21 protein-coding genes are annotated in these 22,932 nt (G+C 35.5%); 4 read left to right on the forward strand and 17 right to left on the reverse strand.

Going from position 1 to position 22,932, the window contains the following annotated elements; translation table 11 throughout:
• Positions 1-18 precede the first annotated feature (18 nt).
• The gene (locus B9Y84_RS19100) at positions 19-1,686 is read right to left on the reverse strand and encodes an ATP-binding protein (RefSeq protein WP_085519003.1); all 1,668 of its coding nucleotides are present in this window, start codon (positions 1,684-1,686) and stop codon (positions 19-21) included.
• A 135-nt stretch (positions 1,687-1,821) separates the two neighbouring features.
• Between B9Y84_RS19100 and B9Y84_RS19105 the strand changes: the two genes are divergently transcribed.
• Entirely contained in the window at positions 1,822-2,835 is a 1,014-nt protein-coding gene (locus B9Y84_RS19105; protein WP_176223846.1) for a PAS domain-containing protein, read from the forward strand.
• A gap of 31 nt (positions 2,836-2,866) precedes the next feature.
• Here the strand turns inward: B9Y84_RS19105 and B9Y84_RS19110 are convergent, their stop codons facing one another.
• The 14 genes from B9Y84_RS19110 to B9Y84_RS19170 form a co-directional block, all read right to left on the reverse strand.
• Complete coding sequence (locus B9Y84_RS19110; RefSeq protein ID WP_085519005.1) at positions 2,867-3,673, reverse strand: J domain-containing protein; 807 nt, start codon at positions 3,671-3,673, stop codon at positions 2,867-2,869.
• Entirely contained in the window at positions 3,666-3,821 is a 156-nt protein-coding gene (locus tag B9Y84_RS20675; protein ID WP_176223847.1) for a hypothetical protein, read from the reverse strand. Before B9Y84_RS20675 ends, B9Y84_RS19110 begins: the two co-directional genes overlap by 8 nt.
• Positions 3,818-5,560: a M14 family metallopeptidase gene (locus tag B9Y84_RS19115; protein ID WP_085519006.1), complete on the reverse strand. Its 1,743-nt coding sequence runs from the start codon at positions 5,558-5,560 to the stop codon at positions 3,818-3,820. Before B9Y84_RS19115 ends, B9Y84_RS20675 begins: the two co-directional genes overlap by 4 nt.
• Before the next feature lie 74 nt (positions 5,561-5,634).
• Positions 5,635-6,876, reverse strand: a complete 1,242-nt coding sequence (locus B9Y84_RS19120) for a DEAD/DEAH box helicase (RefSeq protein WP_085519007.1) — start codon at positions 6,874-6,876, stop codon at positions 5,635-5,637.
• Between the two features lie 222 nt (positions 6,877-7,098).
• Positions 7,099-8,907, reverse strand: coding sequence for a tetratricopeptide repeat protein (locus tag B9Y84_RS19125; RefSeq protein WP_176223848.1), 1,809 nt, complete (start codon positions 8,905-8,907; stop codon positions 7,099-7,101).
• A gap of 351 nt (positions 8,908-9,258) precedes the next feature.
• On the reverse strand, positions 9,259-11,109 hold the full coding sequence (locus B9Y84_RS19130) for an Ig-like domain-containing domain (RefSeq protein WP_085519009.1): 1,851 nt from the start codon (positions 11,107-11,109) through the stop codon (positions 9,259-9,261).
• Positions 11,106-11,990: a class I SAM-dependent methyltransferase gene (locus B9Y84_RS19135; protein ID WP_085519010.1), complete on the reverse strand. Its 885-nt coding sequence runs from the start codon at positions 11,988-11,990 to the stop codon at positions 11,106-11,108. The genes B9Y84_RS19130 and B9Y84_RS19135 overlap by 4 nt, the downstream gene beginning before the upstream one ends.
• 2 nt (positions 11,991-11,992) lie before the next feature.
• Positions 11,993-13,858, reverse strand: a complete 1,866-nt coding sequence (mnmG, locus tag B9Y84_RS19140; protein ID WP_085519011.1) for a tRNA uridine-5-carboxymethylaminomethyl(34) synthesis enzyme MnmG — start codon at positions 13,856-13,858, stop codon at positions 11,993-11,995.
• A gap of 90 nt (positions 13,859-13,948) precedes the next feature.
• Positions 13,949-14,371 (reverse strand): rRNA maturation RNase YbeY, encoded by a 423-nt coding sequence (gene ybeY, locus B9Y84_RS19145; RefSeq protein WP_085519012.1) that lies wholly within the window; start codon positions 14,369-14,371, stop codon positions 13,949-13,951.
• Positions 14,371-14,772 (reverse strand): ATP-binding protein, encoded by a 402-nt coding sequence (locus B9Y84_RS19150; protein ID WP_085519013.1) that lies wholly within the window; start codon positions 14,770-14,772, stop codon positions 14,371-14,373. Before B9Y84_RS19150 ends, ybeY begins: the two co-directional genes overlap by 1 nt.
• A complete protein-coding gene (locus B9Y84_RS19155) occupies positions 14,769-18,011 on the reverse strand; it encodes a coiled-coil domain-containing protein (protein ID WP_139828105.1) in 3,243 nt (1,080 codons plus the stop codon). The genes B9Y84_RS19150 and B9Y84_RS19155 overlap by 4 nt, the downstream gene beginning before the upstream one ends.
• 207 nt (positions 18,012-18,218) lie before the next feature.
• Entirely contained in the window at positions 18,219-18,986 is a 768-nt protein-coding gene (gene xth / locus B9Y84_RS19160) for an exodeoxyribonuclease III (RefSeq protein ID WP_085519015.1), read from the reverse strand.
• Positions 18,987-19,003: 17 nt separating this feature from the next.
• On the reverse strand, positions 19,004-19,363 hold the full coding sequence (locus B9Y84_RS19165) for a hypothetical protein (protein WP_085519016.1): 360 nt from the start codon (positions 19,361-19,363) through the stop codon (positions 19,004-19,006).
• Positions 19,356-19,706: a carboxymuconolactone decarboxylase family protein gene (locus B9Y84_RS19170; protein ID WP_085519017.1), complete on the reverse strand. Its 351-nt coding sequence runs from the start codon at positions 19,704-19,706 to the stop codon at positions 19,356-19,358. The genes B9Y84_RS19165 and B9Y84_RS19170 overlap by 8 nt, the downstream gene beginning before the upstream one ends.
• A 270-nt stretch (positions 19,707-19,976) precedes the next feature.
• Here B9Y84_RS19170 and B9Y84_RS19175 point away from each other — a divergent pair, with 270 nt between their 5' ends.
• A complete protein-coding gene (locus B9Y84_RS19175; RefSeq protein ID WP_085519018.1) occupies positions 19,977-20,468 on the forward strand; it encodes a ComF family protein in 492 nt (163 codons plus the stop codon).
• A gap of 17 nt (positions 20,469-20,485) precedes the next feature.
• Here B9Y84_RS19175 and B9Y84_RS19180 read toward each other — a convergent pair whose 3' ends face one another.
• A complete protein-coding gene (locus tag B9Y84_RS19180; protein WP_085519019.1) occupies positions 20,486-20,854 on the reverse strand; it encodes a hypothetical protein in 369 nt (122 codons plus the stop codon).
• Between the two features lie 14 nt (positions 20,855-20,868).
• Positions 20,869-21,489, reverse strand: a complete 621-nt coding sequence (locus tag B9Y84_RS19185; RefSeq protein WP_085519020.1) for a ParA family protein — start codon at positions 21,487-21,489, stop codon at positions 20,869-20,871.
• A 177-nt stretch (positions 21,490-21,666) separates the two neighbouring features.
• Between B9Y84_RS19185 and B9Y84_RS19190 the strand changes: the two genes are divergently transcribed.
• Positions 21,667-22,266 (forward strand): nitroreductase family protein, encoded by a 600-nt coding sequence (locus B9Y84_RS19190; RefSeq protein WP_085519021.1) that lies wholly within the window; start codon positions 21,667-21,669, stop codon positions 22,264-22,266.
• Positions 22,263-22,838, forward strand: a complete 576-nt coding sequence (locus tag B9Y84_RS19195) for a methyltransferase family protein (RefSeq protein ID WP_085519022.1) — start codon at positions 22,263-22,265, stop codon at positions 22,836-22,838. The genes B9Y84_RS19190 and B9Y84_RS19195 overlap by 4 nt, the downstream gene beginning before the upstream one ends.
• Positions 22,839-22,932: the final 94 nt, after the last annotated feature.

Below are 22,932 nucleotides of genomic sequence, written 5' to 3' on the forward strand. Positions count from 1 at the left end.
GAGGGTTGATTTTCAGAACTATTTATGAAGGTAAATGCTAAATTTTGTTCCTTTTCCAATTTGGCTTTCAACTTTTATTTTGCCACCTAGCGCCTCAACTTGTGATTTTACAAGGTAAAGCCCTAGACCTTTACCTTCTACGTGGAGATGAAATCTTTTGTATAAACCAAACAATTTTTCTCCATATTTTTCTAAATCAATGCCCATCCCATTATCCTTGACTTCAATTATTATTTTATCTTCAACTGAATAGGAATTGATACGAATAGTAGGCCTTTTATTGTTGCGGTGATATTTAATTGCATTTGAAATCAGATTATATAAGATGCTTTCAACATATAATGGAAGAGAATGTATTACGCTCTCTTTCCCCCATTCTTCTGTTATTTCAGCTTCGGTCATATCAATTTCATGTTTTAAGATTCTTTGCACTTTTTGAGATGATTCTCTTAAATCAACTCTCTCCAAAGTCTTGCTTCCTGGTCTTTGAACCAGTAAAATACTGCCCACATCGTCAATCACCTCATGAAGCTCTTTTGAAGACTGAATCATTAATCCCACAATTTTTTCTCTTTCATCGCCACTGGTCTGAACAATCAGATTCCCTAAGCCCAGCAGTCTGGCGGTAGGCGCTCTCAAATTATGTGAGACTATATATCCAAACTGCTCCAGCTTATTGATTTGGTCAACTAGTTCAATATTTGTTTGCTGTAGGTCTTCATTCTGTCGGGCCACCTCTTCTGATAATTCTTCATTTCTTAGCTCTAACAGCTTTTGCTGCTTTTCGATTGTCGCTTTAGCGTTGTTTAGTATTTCGTTTTGAGTGGTCAGTTCTTTGTTCTTCTCTTCGATTAAGAGCTGTTGATTTCCCATTTCCTCATTATGTTGCATAATGATATCGTTTTGGGAGGATATCTCTTCGTTTTGAGCTCTGATCTCTTCGTTTTGAGCTAAAATTTCGTCCGTCCTTTTTCTCACTAAGCGATCTAGTGTTTCATTCTGATTTTCTAAAATTTTAGCTTTGTCGTACTCTGATTTCCTGAGTTTGTTGGAGAGAGATATACTTTTAACACTATACACGGCAGCATAGATAAGAGTAGGTAAGGTCAAAATGAATAGTATTATTTGCAACCAGTAGGAAGTATCAATGGCTTTCTCAAATTCTTCATAAGCCTTCTGCTCAATTTGCTGTTCAAATACGGTTACTGAGTTGGAAAAATCCTTAGCCATTAACCAGACGGGATAGCCCCTGTCTTCCGCAATCATAGATTCCGCTTTTCGTAAATTATTTTCATGTAGCTGCAGTGCAATTTTGCTTACGAAATTGAAATATGAGTCAACAGTATCTCGTAAACTAGAAAAAGTCGCCAATGGATAGTTTTGTCTGCTAAGCGTAGTTTTTAAATATTCTAAAGCTTGGTTCTTTCGAAAAGTTGCGCTATCAAAAGGACTCTGATACATGACAATTTTATCAGAAATAACATACCCTCTTATACCAACATCTAACAAATGAAGCGTCTGAACTAACTCTTCAGCATTGATTACTACTCTTTGAGTGGTATTAATAATTCTCTGATTTTCTTCAATTTTTCTTCCATATTGTTTAATCAAGAAAATATTGAGCAGCATCAAAATGCCAATTATTCCTACAATTAAATAGATTCTTTTACCTTTTCTTGACTTCATGGTAGCTTTAACAACTACTAAAAATAACTATCTTAAAACAATTAACAAATAAGTTGTACAGTTAATATGTGCGGCTTTATCAAGGAATATCTTTTGATTTCTATAGCCGTATTATTTATAGGAACAGTTATAATCATGAAAGACAAAATCTATACGTATTTCGATGTTCTCAATCAGCATAGCATTATATCTGCTACCAACCTTAAAGGTGAGATTAAATATGTGAATGATCAGTTTTGCGATATCTCAAAATACAAAGAACGTGAATTAATTGGCGCTCCACACAGCATAGTCAATTCGGGCTTTCACGATAGAAAGTACTTCAAAGATTTATGGAAGACAATAGGAAAGGGTGATGTTTGGCAGGGCAATATATTAAATGAAGCTAAAGACGGTTCTACCTACTGGGTTGCAACTACTATTGTACCTATCATAGAACAAAGAAAAGTAAAGGAGTATTTTTCTATACGCATTGAGAAAACAGAGCAAATGGCGCTCCAACAAGAAAATGAATTTCAAGAAAGACGATTCACCCAGCTATTTAATCATATAAGCGAAGGGGTGATCGTCATGAAAAAAATCCAAAATACTTTTATCATCACTGACTTCAATCAGGGTGCCGAAAAACTAGATCACAAAAAGAAGGAGGAAGTTTTAGGAAAGGAATTGTTAGAAATATTTCCAGGAACAGAAGCTGGTGGCTTTTCCGATTATATTGAAAAAGCATATGAATGCGGATATGCAAATTATCCTCTTTTGCGCTATCAAGATAAAAATAAGGCTCGCTGGAGAAGAGGGTCCCTTTATAAACTGCCGAATGATGAAGTGGTCTGCGTCTATCATGACGTTTCGGAGGAAATAAAACAATTAGAACAGCTCAAAAAGTATAACCAAAAGTTAGAGGAAATAGCTTTTAAGGCTTCCCATGAAGTTCGGGCACCTGTTGCGAGCATATTAGGTTTACTTCAATTAATAGATTTTAATGATCTATCGGACAATAATAGAACTGTATTAGAATACATGAAAGAATCTGTAGAAAGGCTTGATCACACCATTCGAGAAATTGTTGAAGTTAGTTATGATACAGATGAAGGAAAAGAGCTTTTTGCTAAGTTATCTGATTTAAAAAAGCATTATAATACGACCTAGTTTTTTTCCGAAATTCAAAACTGTAAAGGATTTAAAAAATTAAAACAAGTTGAACCGCAAATATCACTGCAGCTATCAAAAACATAGTTAACCTATAGTCATTGTTTTTGACGAAATAAAAATATCCTACTATCAATATAATTGCAACTGGAATTAAGAACCCGAAAATGTTGAATATGCCATATTCACTATAAAAAATCACTTTATCCTCTTTGCTGCTTAAGCTTTGAGCTTGTTGAAAAATAATGCTTCGTTCTAAAAGGAATTCGTCACTACGGTGGATTTTCGCTATTCCCTGCTTTTCAAACCTGAAACTCATTCCATTGCTCAGTATCGCTTTGTAGCTGTAAGCTAAATTTGCTTTTCCGGAGCTATGACTAGAATATCTATTTACGGTTTCTATTCCGGAAACTTTCACTTCCTCTGTTTCAGACGGTAAAAGGTAATCTATCAAAAGAAGAAAATTGAAAATTACAATTACAAGAGCAAATAGACGTAATCTGGCGAATAACCATTTATACATTTCTGCCTTCCGTGTCGCTTCTTCAGCTTCTTTCTTCTGTTTCCTTTGGTGATATGCCTGCCGTCTTCTTTCATACTCATTCTCTCTAGTACGTTGACGAGCTTGGTTTTGAACTGGTGGATCAGGATTCTTTCTTAAAAAACTAAATGCAGCACTAATTTCCTTAAATCGTTCACCATCATCCAATTTATAAACATCTGGATGATACTGCTTTGCTAATTTTCTGTAGGCTTCTTTGATTTCTTCTGAAGAAGCTCCTAGCCTTAGGCCCAAGACAGAAATATATTCTGCATACGTTTTTTTTATCCTAGCCATTTGAGCGTGCGATATAGAAGTAGCCTAAACCTAAGGCAAATCCAACTCCCGTAAATAGCGAAATATTGCCAAAAAAGTAGCCAACCAACATTCCAGCTAAAGTGCTTAAAGATATTTTAAAAAAGGGATTTTGCCAGACTTTTTTCATTCTGCCATTAGCCTGTAAACAGGGTATCTGTTATGAGATTTTTCATAATGCCCCGACCGTTTAAAAATCCAATCTAGTTGAGCATAATTGTTTGAAGCAAAAACAGAGTCGGATTTCTGCTTTTCATAAAATTCCAATTGCTCTTCCTCTGCCATATTCGCTAAAATTTCTTTGGCTTTTGGTTCAAAAACATAGGCTGAAAAACTTTCTTTCTGCTGCAATATGCTATCGAAAAAATTCCAATTAAAGAATGAATCTTGCCCTTCGGGCTCCAAGGTTTCTACCAAATATCTTCTCCCTTTCTGATGGGTATCGATTAAATAGTCACCTTTTCTGAACGTGATGTTGTGATTTGAGTTCTTCACTTGGGTGTTGTAGTGCAAATAATGCCCTTCATATGGATTGGAAGCTGTCTTGAAATCTTCGATATGATAAACTTCAACATTGATGACAGTATCTTTTTTAAATGCTTCCATTTTGACTCCGTTTGCCTTAAGTCTGTTGATTACCTCATACCAAGCTTGCGAGATAACATAAAAATCAGGCACTGAAACTGATTTTTCGACTTTATACTCATTATAAAAAGGAACCTCCTTTTCAAAAGTATCAACTCTATGATATTTTAATAAGGGGTTTCCGGTGAGCTCGCTTTTTGGATCACTAGTTTCATAACCTTCCAGAGTAATCATATCAAATTCGTTTTTATCATTGCTCCAAAGGATAGGTAATGAGTCGGCTTCTATAATTTTCTTTCGATCAGCTGTTTTTAATTTTTGAATTTTGCTTCCCTCCTGTGCTGTAACCTCGGATGCAATATTCAAGAAATCGTAAATATTTTCCACTCGCGTTTTGTAGTCCTTCCACATATGATCTTCTGTCATGAAACCAAATGTTTGAAATAGTGTGGTATAACCTGTAGAATATCGCGGTGCATCCCAAAATTGAGTCCAGCCATTTTCGGGAGTAATCCCATGTACATTTACATAGACAATCGGATTTCGGCCTTTTGCTTCCATCTTATCAAAAATCATGGGCTCGAACTCCTCATCAAGATATTTTCCCAATTCGCCACCCAGTTTGTTTTTTTGCGTAGTCAAAACTGTTACTACATGCTGATGGTCCGAACCATTGGTCACGTGAGTATCTATAAAAACATCCGGATCCAATCGATGGAAAATCTCTGCGAAAGCAAAAGCATTTTTTGAATCCATTTTGATAAAATCTCTGTTTAAATCATAATTCTGAGCATTCCCCCTGAAACCATAAGATTTCGGTCCATTTTGATTGGTTCTAGTAGTGCTATTTCGGTTTAGTGCACCTCCAATATTATAAAACGGAATTACAGCTACAATCACACTATCTAAATGCGGGTATTGAGTAATATTTTGCGCCCAGTTCCTAAGCATCATCATCGAGGCATCTATCCCGTCCGATTCGCCAGGATGAATGCCATTATTGATAAATAAGATAGGTTTCTCTGAATTGTCTATCTCATTAAAACTAAAATTCTCGTCTTTATTAAAAACTACTAAGTGCAATGGCTCCCCACTATCTGTTTTACCCATTTCCCTTATATCAACTTGTGGGAATTTCTGTGCAAGTTTTTTATAAAATTCTATGCCTTCGTGGTAGGTAGCCGTTTCCGTACCATTCGATTGTTCAAAGGCTGTAATTAAACCTTGAGCATTTGAAAAAAATGAACTAAAAATAAATAGGATGAAAAATATAAAACGCATCATTTTAAATATTTTGAGTTGAATTTTAAAATTGCAAAATCAGAATTGATTATCGATAATGAATCGTAAAACGGAACCTATCTTCTACCACCTTTAATACCCTTCTTCTTTCTGTTGGCAAAAAATTCTTGTTTTCTTCTCTGCTTTTCTTTTTCAAACTCCTTCTTCTCTGCCGTAGTCATAGGCTTATCTGTTTGTGGAAATGGATTATCTTTTACCGTAGGAATCTTCAAATTAATCAACTTTTCAATATCCCTTATGTAATCATTTTCTTGCGGTTCGCATAGCGAAATTGAAACACCTGCTTCACCAGCTCTGCCTGATCGTCCAATTCTGTGAACGTAGGTCTCTGCTACATTCGGAATATCATAATTGATAACATACTGCAGCTTATCAATATCTATACCCCTTGCCGCAATATCAGTTGCTACCAAAACTCGCACTTCCTTTTCTTTGAATTGAGTTAAGGCCTTTTGCCGTTGGTTTTGTGCTTTATCTCCGTGAATGGCTGCAGCTTTAATATTTTGTTTTTTAAGATCTCTCACGATTCGATCTGCACCATGCTTGGTTCTATCAAAAAGCAAAACCTGGTCCATCTTGGAATCTTTTAAAATATGTAATAATAAATCTTTTTTGCTGGATTTATTCGTGTAGTAGAGATATTGCTGAATCGTTTGCGCAGTAGAAGAAACAGGGGTTACTGCTATTTTCTTAGGGTTTCTTAAGATTTTTCTGGAAAGCTCAACAATGGTATCTGGCATAGTTGCTGAGAAAAATAATGAATGCCTTTTTTCAGGCAGCACTGCTATCACTTTTCTGATATCGTGAATAAAACCCATATCTAGCATTCTATCCGCTTCGTCCAAAACAAAAAATTGAATATCTTTTAAATTTATGAATCCCTGATTCATCAAATCTAATAAACGGCCTGGAGTAGCTATTAAAACATCAACTCCATTTCTAATGGCAGCAGTCTGCTTGTTTTGATTTACTCCACCAAAAATTACTGTGTTTTTGATGGAAGTATACTTCCCGTAAGTAGAAAAACTTTCACCAATTTGGATGGCAAGTTCACGAGTTGGTGTTAAAACAAGAGCCTTTATTTTTTTCGTAGTTGAATTACTGTTTTCAAGATGCTGCAAAATAGGAATTGCGAAAGCCGCTGTCTTCCCTGTTCCAGTTTGAGCACTTGCCATTATATCATTCTTTTCCAAAAGCAAAGGAATAGCTTGCTCTTGTATAGATGTTGGCTCTGAATAATTTTCTTCTTTTAATGCTCTTAAAATAGGAGCAATTATATTTAGTTGTTCAAATCGCATAGTTAGGATTTATTTGTTCCTATCAACGACTGAACGAAAAGGAACTCTAGATGTGAAATAATGAAAATCAAAGGTAGTCAAATAGCATTGATTACTAGTGCACGTGCCTGTATAAATTTCAAATTTCAAAATACGTGATGCGAAAGTGTTTCCTTTTATTTCGTTTAGGCCATCATAGCTAACTATTCTATGTGCAAATTTATGATGGTTGTGATCGGTTTTCTAATTTACAAAATCGCCTCTAAGAGTACGAAATCTTTTTCTCGCCTCTGCAACGAAAATACTGCCTGGATACTCTGAAAGCAATTGCTGATAATATTCTTTAGCTTTTCCAGTATCTTTAATGAGCTCTTCGTAGATGTTGGCCATCTCAAAGAGAGCATCATCCGTTAAAATGTCATAAGGCATGTCAAATACTATTCTGTGCAATAATTCAATTGCATCAAAATAAGCTCCGGTTTCTTTTTCTCTTCTTGCTTTTAACCAGATGAGCTCATCTAGAATTGGATGTTCACTATATTCAATTATTAAACTATCCAGCGTTTTTTGAGCTTTACTGTATTTATTTTGGTATAACATCAAGTCTACTTCAGCATAGGCGCGAAGCGCCTTTTGCGTACTATCCAGAATGGTGTTATTTTTAATTAATAAACTTAAATCCATGGCATCATTTGCAATTTCTCGTCTAGTGGCATTTTTTAGTATATCGAGATGCTCTTGTGCTAGTTCAAACTCTCCTTTGTAAAATGAAAGCTTTGCATTCTTCAGTTTTGCAATTTCTCCTATGTTTTCGTTTTTATGACTTTTTTCTACCTGATAATACAATAGAACTGATTCCCAAGGTTGCTCGGTTATAACATATATATCTCCCAAATTTAATTTTGCCTCGGCCACTATCATTTCATCTGCATTGGGAAAGTCAATTACCTCTTTGAGCATATCAATTGCTTTCTGTTGCTCGTCCAAGTATAATGCATGAAGTAGTGCTTGCTGGCGATAAGCGGCTAAAGTATAATGGGAGAGTCCTATCTCCTCGATCAAATTTTCATATGAGGATACTAAATTCCTTATAGCTACCGTATCGATAGGAAAATCATTCTTAACACGTATTTCTTGTGTTTTTATCATTAGTTGTTTTGCTTTTATGTAGTTTCTTGAATTTGAAAAGTTATCTACTACATAGGCAAAGATCATTTCTGCTGTCTCATAATTCTCATTTTCAAAAGCTAACTCTCCTATTTCTAAACTATTTTGTCCTTCGAGCTTATTTCTCTTGTCAATTGCTCGCGCCTGAATAAAAGCACCATAAAAATTTTCCAATTGTATATTAGCCCATATCAAAAGATCAGCATACATATCTTGATCGCTATTTTTCTGCAGATTTTCCATAAGCATTTCTACAAAAGCTTGCAGTTCTTGGTCCTCAGTTAAAGACATCTGTAGCATATTTTTGACATATCGCAAATTTCCAGGTCTTTCTATGGCATATTTTAAGTACTCATCAACCATTTTATCCTTCTGATTGGTGTATCTGTACAAAGTAGCAAGTTGAATAGCAAATGCATTCGGATCCCTCATAATATCTCTAGCAGATAAATATAGCCTTTCAGCATATGCTCGATGCTGTTTATTTATAAAATATTGAGCCGCTGAGCGCAGATTACCGAGATTTTGTAAGACTTGATTTTCGATTTGATTGTACGCCCTCTCAGCCTTTGTACTATCATTAATGGTAATATAGAAATCTACAAAATCTACTTGATAACTAATATTGCTAGGGAATATCCGATTAATACTTTTTAGATATTTCTCTGCTTCTTTATTGTATTGTTTTGTATAAAGAATTTCAAGGTAGTTATTGTGAATAAATGAAATATTTTGTGGTGCTTCTGCTAATTCACGATAAATAGATATTGCCTTTTCATATTCACCTTCCTGGTAATAAGCACCAGCCAGCCCTATTTTCTGATTAGCCTGGCTATAAGAAAAAAAAGAGGTTAATATTAAAAAGGTAAATAAGAAATATCTCATTTGTAAATTCTTTAAGTCAGTGTGTTTTTCCACACACATAATATTATATTATTTAAGTATATATAAATTATTATCTATTGTTAAGGCTGTTGATATGTTGATAAATGTACAATTTATGGAAATAGTTTCCTATCTGATGATATATTGTCTATAACTATTATACTTATTAACTTCTATTGTGTTGATTGATAATTAATTAACATTTTGCATATTGTTTGTGCATAAGCCTTAGGCTTTACTAGTGGATTAAATTGGTGTGGATTAAATTGTAGACAGTTTCAACTTTTGTCAAGTTATGCTCACATTCTGTGTTCTTCATATTGTTTTCTGTCTGACACTGTTAATGGATGTTTATAAATCCTCTGTTTCTTCACCACTATCCACTTCGTTATCCACACTAAAATCAAAGTTTTTGTCTATAACCTCCCAATTCGATTTTACTGTTATCACTTCTTGGAAGTATATATATTCTTCGGCTTTTTTCAATGCTATTGGATTGCCAGCATCCCAAACTGTATTGCTATTGGTATCTTTTAGAAGCCGTAGGCGGTAATCGCCAGGGTCTACATAGTTGAAGGTGAATTCTGCTTGATTAATTAATGTGTCAATTACTTTATAGTTTTTATCAAGTAATTCAACCACAAATGGGAAATCTGCTGCGATAACTTCGCCTTTAATGATTCCATAATCTTCAGCGTTTTTGAAGTTAAACTCAACAGTTGTTGCATGGGTGGAATCTTGTTCCACTCCTACAAAAGCCCCTTCGCCAATAAATAGTTTTAATTTGGTACTGCCTGTTGATCCGGTATTGGTCGATCTTGCTGCTCGCCCATCCGAGGGAATATCAGTTGGGTTATCTGTCTTGTTCAATGTTTCGGTTGAATCTGTGGGTGATTGCTCTTTTGAGTCCGCTGAGGGCGGAATAGAGTCGATATTCAAGGTTTTGCGAAGTTCTTTCAAACTATCGATTTCCTGTTCGATCTGTTGTTGTTCTAATCTTGTCTTGAGTGTTATGGTTTTTCGGTTGGCTGTAATTGCGATTTGTTCTTTTGTGAATTGAAATATAGGGATTGTATCTATTCGAAGTTGGATTGAATCGTAGTTGATATGGGCTACTGGTTTAGAAAATGTCAGCTTGAAAAGCTGAGGTCCTGATATAATCTTGTTTGATGGTTTGCTTACGATTTTGATGCTGTCATTAGTAATTCTACTTTCTCTCAGTTTCACAAATACTGAATCTGTTCTAGTCGTGCCTATGGAATCGGAGACGGTTACCATTAGTAGGAGCGAATCTGTTTGATAACCGAGGTTAGGAAAATTGTCTTTGTATACCTTTATGTTTTTGGATTGTTCGATGTCGTTTGCGTATATATATTGATTGGAGTCATTAGGGTTAAGTATATTGTAGGATTTTAATCCCTTATTGTATTGTATAGTAAAGTCCTTTCCAACAGGACTAAATTTCTTTAACTTTAATGTGTCTTCATTTCTGTTGTAAGTGTTAAGATCTATTGTGCCTATGCTGTCATATAACTGAACTGTTTCTGAATGAAAGCCAAATGCTTCTGAAGAGGGATCGTTTATTAAATTGTTATTGGCATCTTGGAATGTGTAAATTTTATATGTTCCGGCCTTTATATTTTGCATTTTGTAATGCCCATTTTCATCTGTAGTAGTGAAGTAGGTGGGCTTACCTTGTCTTAGATTGGCGGTATCATAGTTATTTGAATAAAGACCCACGAGAAAGCCTTTTTGTGGGGCGGTATTTTTTAGGTCGGTTACATTACCTTCTACATAAAGTGAGTCGAGGAATGGGCCAGTGCTAAAAGCAATGGTAGGATTTTCCCAGAGGTTTCCTTCCGTAATATCTTTGAGCGCACTGCGAAAATTGAAAGTATAAGTAGTAGAGTCTTTCAGTGGTTCCTCCAGCGTAATAATTAATTCTTGTTTTTTTAATTCGGATTCGAACTTAATGTCTTCTCTTGGAGTGATGATTAGTTCGTTTTGTAGCTGATCAAGTTTCATCCATTCATTGAAAAACAAGGTGATTTCTTTTCCATTGAAATTTATGGATTGATCTTTCGGATTAGATTCGTAGAGTACAGGCGCCTTCTGATCTTTTTCACCTCCTGTTGGGCTCTGGACAGTGGCACAGGCATAAATAATTATGATAATTGATAAGGACGTTAGCTTTTTAATCATTTTTTGATAATGTAGATTAGGCTCGAGTAATTATTTTCGTTAGAATCTGCGTAACTATTTGATTTATAACCAGTTATAAGTGATTTGAGGTACTGATTTTTACCAGTTTGGTATTTGTTGCTAAGCAGGCTGATATAGTATGCATCTAGTTTCATGGGGTATACGCGCTTGATCTTCAGGCCATGTTTGAGCATTAATGTGTTCATAGTATCTTTGCTGAAATGATAGAGGTGTCGAGGTACATCGTAAGCAGCCCAGTTCTCCTGGAACACGTCTTGTTCATAACTCTCTATATTGGGCACTGCTATAATGATCTTTCCCTTTTCTTTAAGAAGTGTTTTCAGGATTTTGATGGTATCATTTATATGGTGAACATGTTCTAGTACATGCCATAAGGTGATGATGTCAAACTTTTTATTTTTTAAATTTAGTTGATCGAGATGTGCTTCGACCGTTGTTTTGGTTTGTGCTATTGATCGTGCTTTGTCATTTGGTTCGAGGCCATAGGTTTTCCACCCATTTTCCTTCATGGTATTTAGAAAGTATCCGGTTCCGCAGCCATAGTCTAGTAATCGTCCTTTTTTATCTTTAGCTATTGTATTGATCAGTTTCCTTTTTGAAGCTAAAGCGTAAGTTCGTGCTAATTTATATAGATAGCCTATGGGTGAATTTGCTTGATCCGAATGTGATATATAATCATCAGATTGGTAGTATTTTGCAATTTCTGTCTCACTTGGTCTGGGATTCGTAAATTGAAAATTGCAATTGTCACAGATCATGATATTAAAGCTTTCGTGACTGACGGAATGATCTTTGACAACTTTGTGGTTTGTAAGATTCGAAGCACTACAAACGGGGCACTCGCTAAGTTTTTCGTACATATTTATCTACCTAAATAAACCATTAAAATTGAAATGTCCGCTGGCGTTACGCCACTAATTCTTGATGCCTGTCCTAAAGTTTGAGGTCTAACCTTTCTAAACTTTTCTTTAGCTTCGGAGGATAGAGCTGGGATTTGATTAAAATCCAAGGTGTCTTTGATTTTCAGATCTTCAAGATTTTTCATTTTTTGTATTAACTGATTTTCTTTTTCTATATAGCTTTCGTATTTAATGTGAATCTGTGATGCTTCTATTACTTCCTTGCTGTAGCCATTAATCATTGTATTGAGTTCATCTTCTATTTGGCTGAGTTCAGTGAAACTTATCTCCGGTCTTTTTAAGATGTTATATGCATTAGTTTTTTCTTTAATGGGAGAGGAATTTACCTTAGAAAGATTAGTATTAACATGTTTGGGCGTAACTTTGTGAGATTTTAAGTTGGCCATAAAAGCATTCATATGTGATTGCTTTTCTTCAACGTATTCCATTCTCTCATCTGACGCTAACCCTAGCTTGTGACCTAAGGGTGTTAATCTAACATCCGCATTATCTTGCCTTAGGAGAATTCTATGTTCTGCTCTAGAGGTAAACATACGATATGGTTCGTCAGTGCCTTTATTGATTAGATCATCTATGAGAACACCTATGTAAGCTTCAGATCTAGTTAGAACAAATGGGTCTTGGTTATTGATTTTCAGGTGGGCATTAATTCCGGCCATTAGTCCTTGGCAAGCAGCTTCTTCATATCCTGTAGTTCCATTAATTTGTCCAGCAAAGTATAGATTCTGTACCAATTTGGTCTCAAGTGTTGTTTTCAACTGAGTCGGAGGAAAGAAATCATATTCAATTGCATATCCTGGACGGAACATTTTAACATTTTTGAAACCCTCTATTTCTCGAATCGCTTTGTATTGAATGTCCTCTGGTAAGGAAGTGGAGAATCCATTAACGTAAACTTCTACAGTATCCCATCCTTCAGGTTCTACAAATATCTGGTGCCTGTTTCTTTCAGCAAATCGATTGATTTTGTCTTCTATTGAAGGGCAGTATCTTGGACCAAGGCCTTGTATGCGGCCGTTGAACATAGGTGATCTTTCAAATCCTTCCTCAAGAATTTCGTGTACAAGAGGATTTGTGTAGGTGATATGGCAGCTTCTTTGCTGTTCTAGGACTTTTGTTTCTTTAGAAAAGGAGAATTTCTCGGGCTGTGCGTCTCCTTTCTGCTCTTCTATTTTGCTATAATCTATAGATCTGCCATCGACTCTGGGAGGAGTACCGGTTTTCATCCTACCTGATTCAAAGCCTAATTCTTCAAGTTGTTCAGTAATCCCTTTGGAAGCTCTTTCTGCCGATCGGCCGCCACCAAATTGTTTTTCACCAATGTGTATTAAGCCATTGAGGAAGGTCCCATTGGTTAGAACAACAGCCTTAGCTTTTATCTTGAGCCCCATACTAGTTTCAATGCCGACAACTCTTTGGTCTTCTACAATGATTCCAGCAACCATTTCTTGCCAAAAATCAAGGTTAGGGATTCTTTCGAGTTGTAGCCTCCATTCTTCCGCAAAGCGCATTCTATCGTTTTGGGTTCTAGGGCTCCACATTGCAGGGCCTTTAGATTTGTTCAGCATTCTGAATTGAATCATGGATTTGTCTGCTATTATCCCGGAGTAGCCCCCTAAGGCATCGATCTCTCGCACGATCTGCCCTTTTGCTACACCGCCAACAGCAGGATTGCATGACATTTGAGCAATGGTATTCATATTCATAGTGGCTAAGAGAACTTTGGATCCCATGTTCGCTGCAGCTGCAGCTGCTTCGCATCCTGCATGACCCCCTCCTACTACTATTAAATCGTAATCTTGAAACATATTAATATCATATTGATAGTGTTCCACGTGGAACACTGGATTTCTACTTTTGGTTTTATAGTAACTGTTCCACGTGGAACAGTTTAATATTTATAATAATGTTAAGGCTTTATTTTCCGCCAATCTCATTTCCTTCTTTTCACTCTCTGTTTTATCTTTGAATCCGAGGAGATGTAGCAATCCGTGTGCCATAACTCTATTAAGTTCTTCTACCATTTCGATTTTTAAGTTCTTTGCATTTTCTCTTACTCGATCCACACTAATAAATATATCAGATGCTAAGGCATTATCGTTTTCTTCTTTCATATCGAATGTGATGATATCTGTATAGGTATCATGATTTAGGTATTCTAGATTGATTTTATGCAAGTAATCATCAGAACAGAAGACATAGTTAAGCTCTTTAATCTGGTGATTATATTGAAAGGCTAGCTCTTCCAGCCAAGCTTTTTGTTTTTTTAGCTTTCTTAAATCAATTTGACAGTCCTCTTTAAAAAAGTAAATTTCACTCATTAGCTGATGTAAAAACTGAGTTTGACCTGTTTGCCGTCTTGTTCAAAGCTTAATTCATCGCTCAGCGCTTTCATGAGAAAAATTCCTCTCCCGCCTGGTTTGTCGATATTTTCTGGTGCTGTAGGGTCAGGGAGTGAATTGTAATCAAATCCTGCTCCTTCGTCCGAAACTCTGAAGACAATAGTGTTGTCTTCCATATTTAAACTAAGAAAAACATTTTTGTCTTTTTGGCTTTCGTTACCGTGTAGGATAGCATTGTTGACAGACTCGGTTACTGCTATCATGATATTGCCGTAAATGTCATCATTCAAATCAAACTTTTCTTTTGCATTGTCAATAAAGCTCTCAACTATTCTGATATTCTCGCTGAGAGATGGAATGCTTATACTGATTTCACTCATCGTATTAGGTTTTCTTTAGATTTTAATCGATTGTAATATTTGTTAATTTCATTTTTATAGTAAGGTGTAAAATTGGGCGGGACATTTCGAAGTTGCTCAATTTCCTTTTCCTTTTCTTTTATATACTCTTCAAATGCATTTGGGATTCGCTTTCGTTCATATTCTGTAGCGGTTTCTGCTTTTCTTTCATCTTTTTCTTCTTGTTCCTCTCTTGCTTTTTCTGATTCGAGTAGATGAGTAACAATTTTTTGTTGGCGCTCTATTAATTGCTGATTTATTCTTTTGTTGACAAGCTCTTCTTCTATTTTCTCCATTTCTTTGGTGATGTCTCCTGCGGATCCTCCGTTTTCTTGACCTTGTTCTTGACCGTCCTTACCCATTTGCTTTTGAAGTTCTTCCATCATTTTACGGATTTTGGCTTGTTCCGCAGCTAATTCTCCAAGCTTTTCAGAAAACTGCCTTCCTTGCTTTTGTCCTTCGCTAAGTTGTTGTGTTTTTTGATTGAGCGACTTTTGCATTTCTGACATGCTCGGGGTTTGCTGGTTCCCTTGTGATTGCTGTCCCATGCCCATGGATGATTGCATTTGCATTTGCATTTGTTCTAGAACATCATCCAACATGAGTGCTAGATTGTTCATGGCAGTCATTGCAAACTGTTGCTCTCCTATTGCTTTGCCAGTTTCTCTTTCTGTCAATGCTTTAATACTAGCCTTCATGGATCCGTTCATTTGATCAAGTTCCTTATTGATGAAGTTTTTCAATTGGAAGACACGTTCAGCTAATGCAGATAGGCTATCTTCTATGATTTTTGCGTCATCTTGCATAGCTAATTGCTTTTCTGATAAAGAGATGAAGCGAGGATCACTAGGATTTACTTCCCTAAAGTTTGTCATAAGCTGTTCTTGTCTGAAGGATAGCTTCAATAGATTGTCAACAATATTTCGTAAGTCGTCAATGTTTTCCTGAAGAGCCTCCATTTCCATACTCATTTCCATAGAAGATAGCATCTCTGACATTTTCTTCATTTCTTCTGCAGACTTTTGTTGCTTCTGGCTTGCACCACTTTTATTGTTTTCTTGAATTTCTTGTAGGCTGTTTTGCTGACTTAAATCAATTTCACTTTCCTGTTCTTTGGTGTCTTGAAGTTGATTTGGTTGCTTTAGTGATTGATTGCGTTCTTCAATTTCTCTTAGATCTTCTTGCAAATCTTTGAAATCTTCCGTCACCTCTTTTTGCTTTTGTAAGGCTTCCTGCTGTTCCTTTTCCGAATCGAACTTGTTGTTGATCGATTCTTTTTCAGGGTCCTCGTTGTTTTGTTCGGGAGGAGAAGAGTTTTGCTCAGCTTTGTTTTCTTCAGCTAAGGCTTTTTGTTCCTTTTCGAGTTCCTTGAACTTCTCTCCCACCTGCTTCATGTCGTACTGGATTTCCATTCTTTTGAAAAGCTCCATTAAACGTTCCATTTCTTTTAGCTTATTTTTTTCTTGCTTCTTTAGATCTTCAACAGATTCTCGAAATTGATCTGATTCGTTTTGTTCTTCTAATAGAGATTTGATCTTGTCCATTAACTCTTCATTTTCATCCTGAAGCATTTCTTCCATTAAGCTTTCGAGTTGTTTTGATTTTTCTTCCAATTGAGAATCTTGCTTATTGAATCGATCTCTCTTTGCTCTATTTTTTGCTAGTTCGTTTTTAATTCGTTCTAGGTCTTGCCTTCGGTTTTCTCTCTTCTGAAAGATTTCTTCTATCAACTTTTTGTCCTCCCAATCTAAATTCCTTTTCGTCTTCAGAATTTCTTCTAATTCTTCAAGTTGTCTATTTGCTTTTAACGTAGATTCAATGCTCTTATCTAACTGATTTTCAGCGGATTGACTTGTATTTTTAATTTCTTCTTCTATTGCTTTTTCGTCTGGTAATTTAAAGCTGTAAACATTACTGTTTGAATATTTAGCTCCATTTACACCATCATTGTCGGCAACCTGAACATAATATTCTAGCGTTGCATCGCTGTCCTGCAAAAGAGAATCAACTTGCCATAGTTTAAAATATTTCTGATTGGGTACTTTTTTATCAAGCGGGAGAGGGATGGATCCCTTCTCTATTGATTGCCCATTCTTAATTGTATTGTAAACTATCCTTAACTGTGAAAATCCGTAGTCATCACTAATTTCACCAGCAAGGGCTACCTGTCTATAATAAGTACTATCGTTGATAGGATTAAGTGTTATTTCAGGGTACTTGTCTTTGATAACTTCAATTGAGTAGTTTATATTTTGATTGTAATTTGCTTCAATATTGTTTAAGCGTAGTTGGTAGTTGGAGCTTTTGCTAATTGTTTTAGATAGGTTAAATGTGTTTGAGTTAATTTTTTCAAATAAAGATGAATTTTCTAAGATAGTAAAAGAAATTTGGTCGCTTGAGTTGCTTTTTATTAGCCAGGTCGCTTGTGTGCCTTCCGGAACGATAAGGTTCCCGGAATTACTAATTCTTTCGGTTTTGGTGCCTATGTAATCAGGATAATCTAGTGTGATATTCATATCCTGAACTTTTGGCTTTTCATAGACCATGATCTGGTAATTTTCGGAATAGAATCCTGCTGCCTCTAAGCGGAAATTTAATTTGTTCTGGATATTCTTTATTACAAATTGATATTCGTTGGCAGAGATTTTCTCTAATTTCTGTTTTATACCCTCTTTATTAATAAAGAGCTCATTCGGTAATTCATTGCCTTCGAGTTTTGCTTTGAGACTGAAATTTTCACCTTTAAATCCTTTCAAATCTTCATTTTCAATGGAAAATGTAAAAGGCGCTGTTGGGATGAATTCTTCATTAAACTTAATGATTCTATAGCTACCCTCTGTAATCATATTAGGGGCAAACATGAGAATTAGGGCAATAATTAGGGAGGGAACTACAACATAAGGCACATAGCCTGCATTGGCATTTTTAATGCTGATACTGTCTCTAAAGTCTAATACAGAAATCTTTTCATATTTTTGATTAATACTTGCTGAAATCAAACTGTTTTCACGTGTAGTTAATTCATTTAACTGTATGATATTGAGGAGCTTATCACTTATTTCAGGAAAAAAATTACCGATCTGCTTGGCAGCCTCTTTATCGCTCAAGTGTTGCCCATTTTGCAAAAGATGGAATACAGGAAAAGCAATGTATTTAATTAGGAAATAGAAAATACTAATCGAGGCTACAGTAAAAATGACAGTTCTGGCTGAACTATTCATTTGGAACTGATACTCTAGCCAGCTGGAGATCAGCAAAACAAATAAGAAAAAAGCGACATTATATATTAAGCCCTTTACTATTTTATTTAAATAGTATTTGCGCTTATAAGCTTGAAGCTTTTTAAGAATTTCCGCTATGTTGCTGTTTTGCTTCACTTCAGTAGTAACGGGAATTTTAAAACAATGATTTCCAATCTTTTATCATCTCTATGAAACATTCAATTCAATTTTTACCGGGCAATGATCAGAATGTTTGACTTCTTGTAAAATATCAGCAGATTTAAGTTTATTAACCAGATTTTCTGAAAGCATATGATAATCAATTCTCCAACCCTTATTTCGTTCTCTGGCTGCAGAGCGATAACTCCACCAGCTATATTGGTCGGGCTTTTTGTTTAAATATCTGAAAGAATCAATAAAGCCATCACTTAAGAAGTCTGTCATCCATTCGCGTTCTTCTGGTAAAAATCCGGAGCTATTTTTATTTCTTACAGGATCATGAATGTCTATGGCTTGGTGGCATATATTGTAATCTCCACATATCAACAGATTAGGGATAGTTTTCTTTAGTTCTTGAATGTAGCTCCGAAAATCTGTTAACCATTGCATTTTGAAGTTTTGACGAGGATCACCACTGGAACCACTAGGCATATAAGTGCAGAGTACAGAAAAATCATTAAAATCAGCTCTTATCACTCTTCCTTCTCTATCATACTGTTCCATACCACAACCAATTTCCACATTATTAGGTTTTAATTTAGTGAAAATGCCTACACCACTATAGCCTTTCTTTTCCGCAGAATGCCAATAGATTTGATATCCTAGATCTTCAAAAATAGATGTATCAATTTGGTCTATATTGGCTTTAAGTTCTTGAACACAAAAGATATCCGGCTGTTCTGTTTTAAGCCAATCGCTTAATCCTTTGCGTTCAGCTGCGCGGATTCCATTTACATTATAAGAAATGATCTTCATATTATAATAATGCCTAATTAAAATTCTAAACCAATTTCTTGCTCAAAATACTCAATAACATGCATCTTAAGCAATTTTTCTTGTTCTAATAAATCAAAATGCGGAAGATTTTTAATGGCCTTCCAATGTGGCCATCCATTTTCATCCATTCCTTCCAGCTCGTAAAAGCCTGAAAGACTTAATACTTTGCAAATGGCAATATGCATTAAATCTTGCTTTTCTTCTTTACTAAAAGTATGCGGACCTTTCCCAAGCTCTTGAACTCCTATTAAAAAAAGAATGGCATTTAAATCCTTTGGTTTTCGGCCGACAGAATCTTTTAAGGTTAACCTTAATGCTTGCCATCTTCTTTCAAGATCAAGATCTTTTTTAATCATTCCCGTTTTCTTTCAAATATTCCCAATATTCAACTGCTCTTCTTAAATGAGGAATTACAATTGTTCCGCCAATTAGGTTTGCTATAGAAAACACTTCAAAAACCTGCTCCTCTGTTACACCTAATTCGAAGCATTTACCTAGGTGATAGCGAACACAGTCATCACAACGTAACACCATGGATGACGAGAGACCAATCATTTCCTTAGTCTTTTTGTCTACACTGCCTTCTGCGAAAGCATTCGTGTCCAAATTAAATATGCGCTTGAGGATCTTATTGTTGCTCCCCACGATCTTATCGTTCATTTTTGCGCGATATTCATTGAATTCTTCTACTTTATTCATAAATTAAACCACTATCAATTGTGAAATCTAAATCAACCCGCAAAGTTAGCCGTTGTGAACTTACGAAACCAAAACTTTCCCCTAATTGTATCAGATTTTCTATCATTATTTTTTCCTAATTACTGCACTGTCTGCAATTTAACACTGTCTAAGTCCGAAACCTTAGTATGCAGTCATTGTTTTTCGCATCTCACTATTAGTAATCTGCACTTGGATCAACCTAATCAACTCCACAGACGCTTTTTTGATATCCCTAATTTGCAATATGCTATGACTTACACTTGGTTTCAAAAAGGCTCAGTAATCCAGCATTTTTTACATCAACTGAAGTATGAGGGAAACGAAGCCATTGGTGTTTTGTTGGGCGAAAAATATGGAGAAGAATTATCTTCTTATTTTCATAATGAGTGGGACCTCATAACGGCTGTACCTATTCATTTCAAAAAGGAAAGAAAGAGAGGTTACAACCAAAGTCATTGTATCGCTAGAGGAATGAGCAAAAGCATGCATATCCCATTTGTTCCTCTATTAGTGAAGTCAGTAAACCGAAAAAGTCAAACTAAAAAACATAGAATTGAAAGATTTGATAATGTAGAATCCACTTTTCATCTAAAACGACCCCTTCATAAGCTAGAAGGAAAAAAAATATTGCTAGTAGACGATGTAGTAACAACAGGAGCTACTTTGCAGGCGAGCAGTATTCCACTACAAAAAGCAGGTGCTATAGTATCTATTGCCACTATTTCTGCCACGCGTAATTAAAGTGAAATGACTACTTTTTATGATTTAATCTTGCTTAATAGCAAATCTTGGTGCTCTAGATATATAATTAGGTTTTCCAAAAGTATATCTGATCCTTCTTTATCATCTACTTGAGCTAGCACTTTTTCACACACTCGGTACAGGACCTGTCTTGAAGAGAGGTCTTGGCTCTTCGCAACTTTAATAATGAAGTCTGCTATTTCATTTTCATTTAAAGCACCTTCAGGCAGTTGGTCTAAGCGTTTAATTTCTGATTTTATAGCTTCAACCTCAGCTAATCTAGTAGGTTTTTTAGATAAATAATCTTTGTCAGCTTCTCCACTTTCGGCTGGTTGATTCTTCATAAATTCATTTAAATCTTTTAAAGTATCTTTTTTCTTGGCCATAGTTCCTCAAAGGGTTAAAGATGTGATAGAATAGCTTTAGTGATAGGTAAAAATTCCTTTTCTGCTAAGATGGTACTGAAATTAGCAAAAATATTCTTAGCAGGAACTTTTACTTCTAAAATATTAGCATCCAATTCGGAAAGGGCATCCTTTACAGTTTCAATTTTAGTGGCTGAGTGCACCCTGTTTGGTAAAACCAATATTTTCAGATTTTCATTTTCCGTTAAGGCGTGTTTTATATCTTCTACTGTTTGGTAGGTGACCAACAAATCATTGGGAGTGAGGCTTGTAGGTACAATCACTAAATGACTGTTCAAGCTAAGTTTTTTGATGTGTTCGTCTGTCGTTTTACCAGCGCTGTCTACTACTATAAAATCTAGATTCCTACTTTTTAATTCTTCAATGTCTTCTAATGCTTTATGATCCTCTGAGCCAATAATTGGAAAAACGGCCGATTCTTTTGCGCCTGTTTTATATAGCTCCATTTTTCTTAAAGTATTAAGAGTATAATTAGTGTCGGTTTCCAACATCGCAAGCGAGTACCCTAAACTGTGCAGCATGGTAGCAAAATGAATGGCACTTGTAGTTTTTCCCGTCCCGCCTTTTCGTGAAATAAATGAAATGATTTTTGTCATATTAGAAAATGAATATCAATAAAAATACATAGCTGTAACCCTTTTTCCAAATCTAGGTTAAAAATGAAATAAAGATGCTGAAATTAGCAGAAATATTCCTGCTTAAATAAGCAGCAAAAATATGGAGAACATTCATCTCGATTTCCGTATAAGCATTGCGAAGTAAAAACTACATACATGAACAAAAAATTTGATATTGAAGAAATTAACGAACTGATAAGAACAAGGAGGTCTATTTATCCGGCTCAATATTCTGGCGAAAAAGTTGATGATAGAATAATCGAACAAATGCTCGAAAATGCCAATTGGGCACCTAACCATAAGCACACTGAGCCCTGGAGGTTTATCGTTTTTACAGAGAAAGGACTAGATCAGTTAGGAATGTTTCAATCTGATATCTACAAAGAAGTTTCTACAGCAAAAGGAAATTTTGATGAAGAAAAGATGGAAAAGCTCCGAAATAAACCATTAATGGCTTCTCATGTGATAGCAATAGGGATGAAAAGAGACGAAAAGCAAAGTGTTCCTGTGGAAGAAGAAATTGCCGCAGTTGCTTCCGCAGTTCAGAATATGCAATTAACAGCAAGTGCTTATGGAGTTGGATGCTATTGGGGTTCAGGAGGTATAACTTATATGTCAGAAGCTAAAAAAGCATTAGGCCTTGAAAAAGAAGATAAATTATTGGGTTTTTTGTATGTGGGAATGCCAAAGGAGGGTTTCTGGCCACAAGCTAAAAGAAAACCAATTAATGATAAAGTAAATTGGGTTAAGGGATGAATCAATATCTCCAATATCTACCAATAGTAGTAGCCTGGCTAATTTTTGGGGTTGTTCATTCTGTTTTAGCGTCAAGCTTAATAAAGGAAAAAAGCAATTTGAAGCCTTTAAGTTTCCGTAGGGTCTATAATATTATTTCAATATTTGCGATGCTGTTCATTTTCTTATTAGGAAGTACAATACCGCCAGAATACGTATTTCCAAAAGATCAAACTAGCAAAGCAATTGGACTGATAGTAGCAACATTTGGTTTTTTATTAGCTAAATTAGCTTTTAGGCCCATAAGCTTTTCTGAATTTATGGGTATTAAACCCGAGCAAGAAAGAAAATTGATTAGGAGTGGAATTTATGCTCGCATGCGACATCCACTATACACGGCATTAATTTTGGGACTGATCGGTTTTTTGATATTTAGCCCTACTTATACTAATTTAGTACACGCCATTTGTATCATCATTTATCTTTTCATAGGGATTCATTATGAGGAAAGAAGATTAATAGACCATTTCGGTAAAGAATATGAAGAATATAAAAAGTTGACGCCTATGCTTTTCCCTACCTTCAGGAGATAAGTATTTGAAACTATTGTGAGAACTTTTAGCACTTTTTACATCAAAAAAGGGTTTATCAGAATATTTGCACCTGTTATTTAGCACGTTTGTCGAA

Source organism: Marivirga sericea, from assembly GCF_900177665.1.
Taxonomy (GTDB): domain Bacteria; phylum Bacteroidota; class Bacteroidia; order Cytophagales; family Cyclobacteriaceae; genus Marivirga; species Marivirga sericea.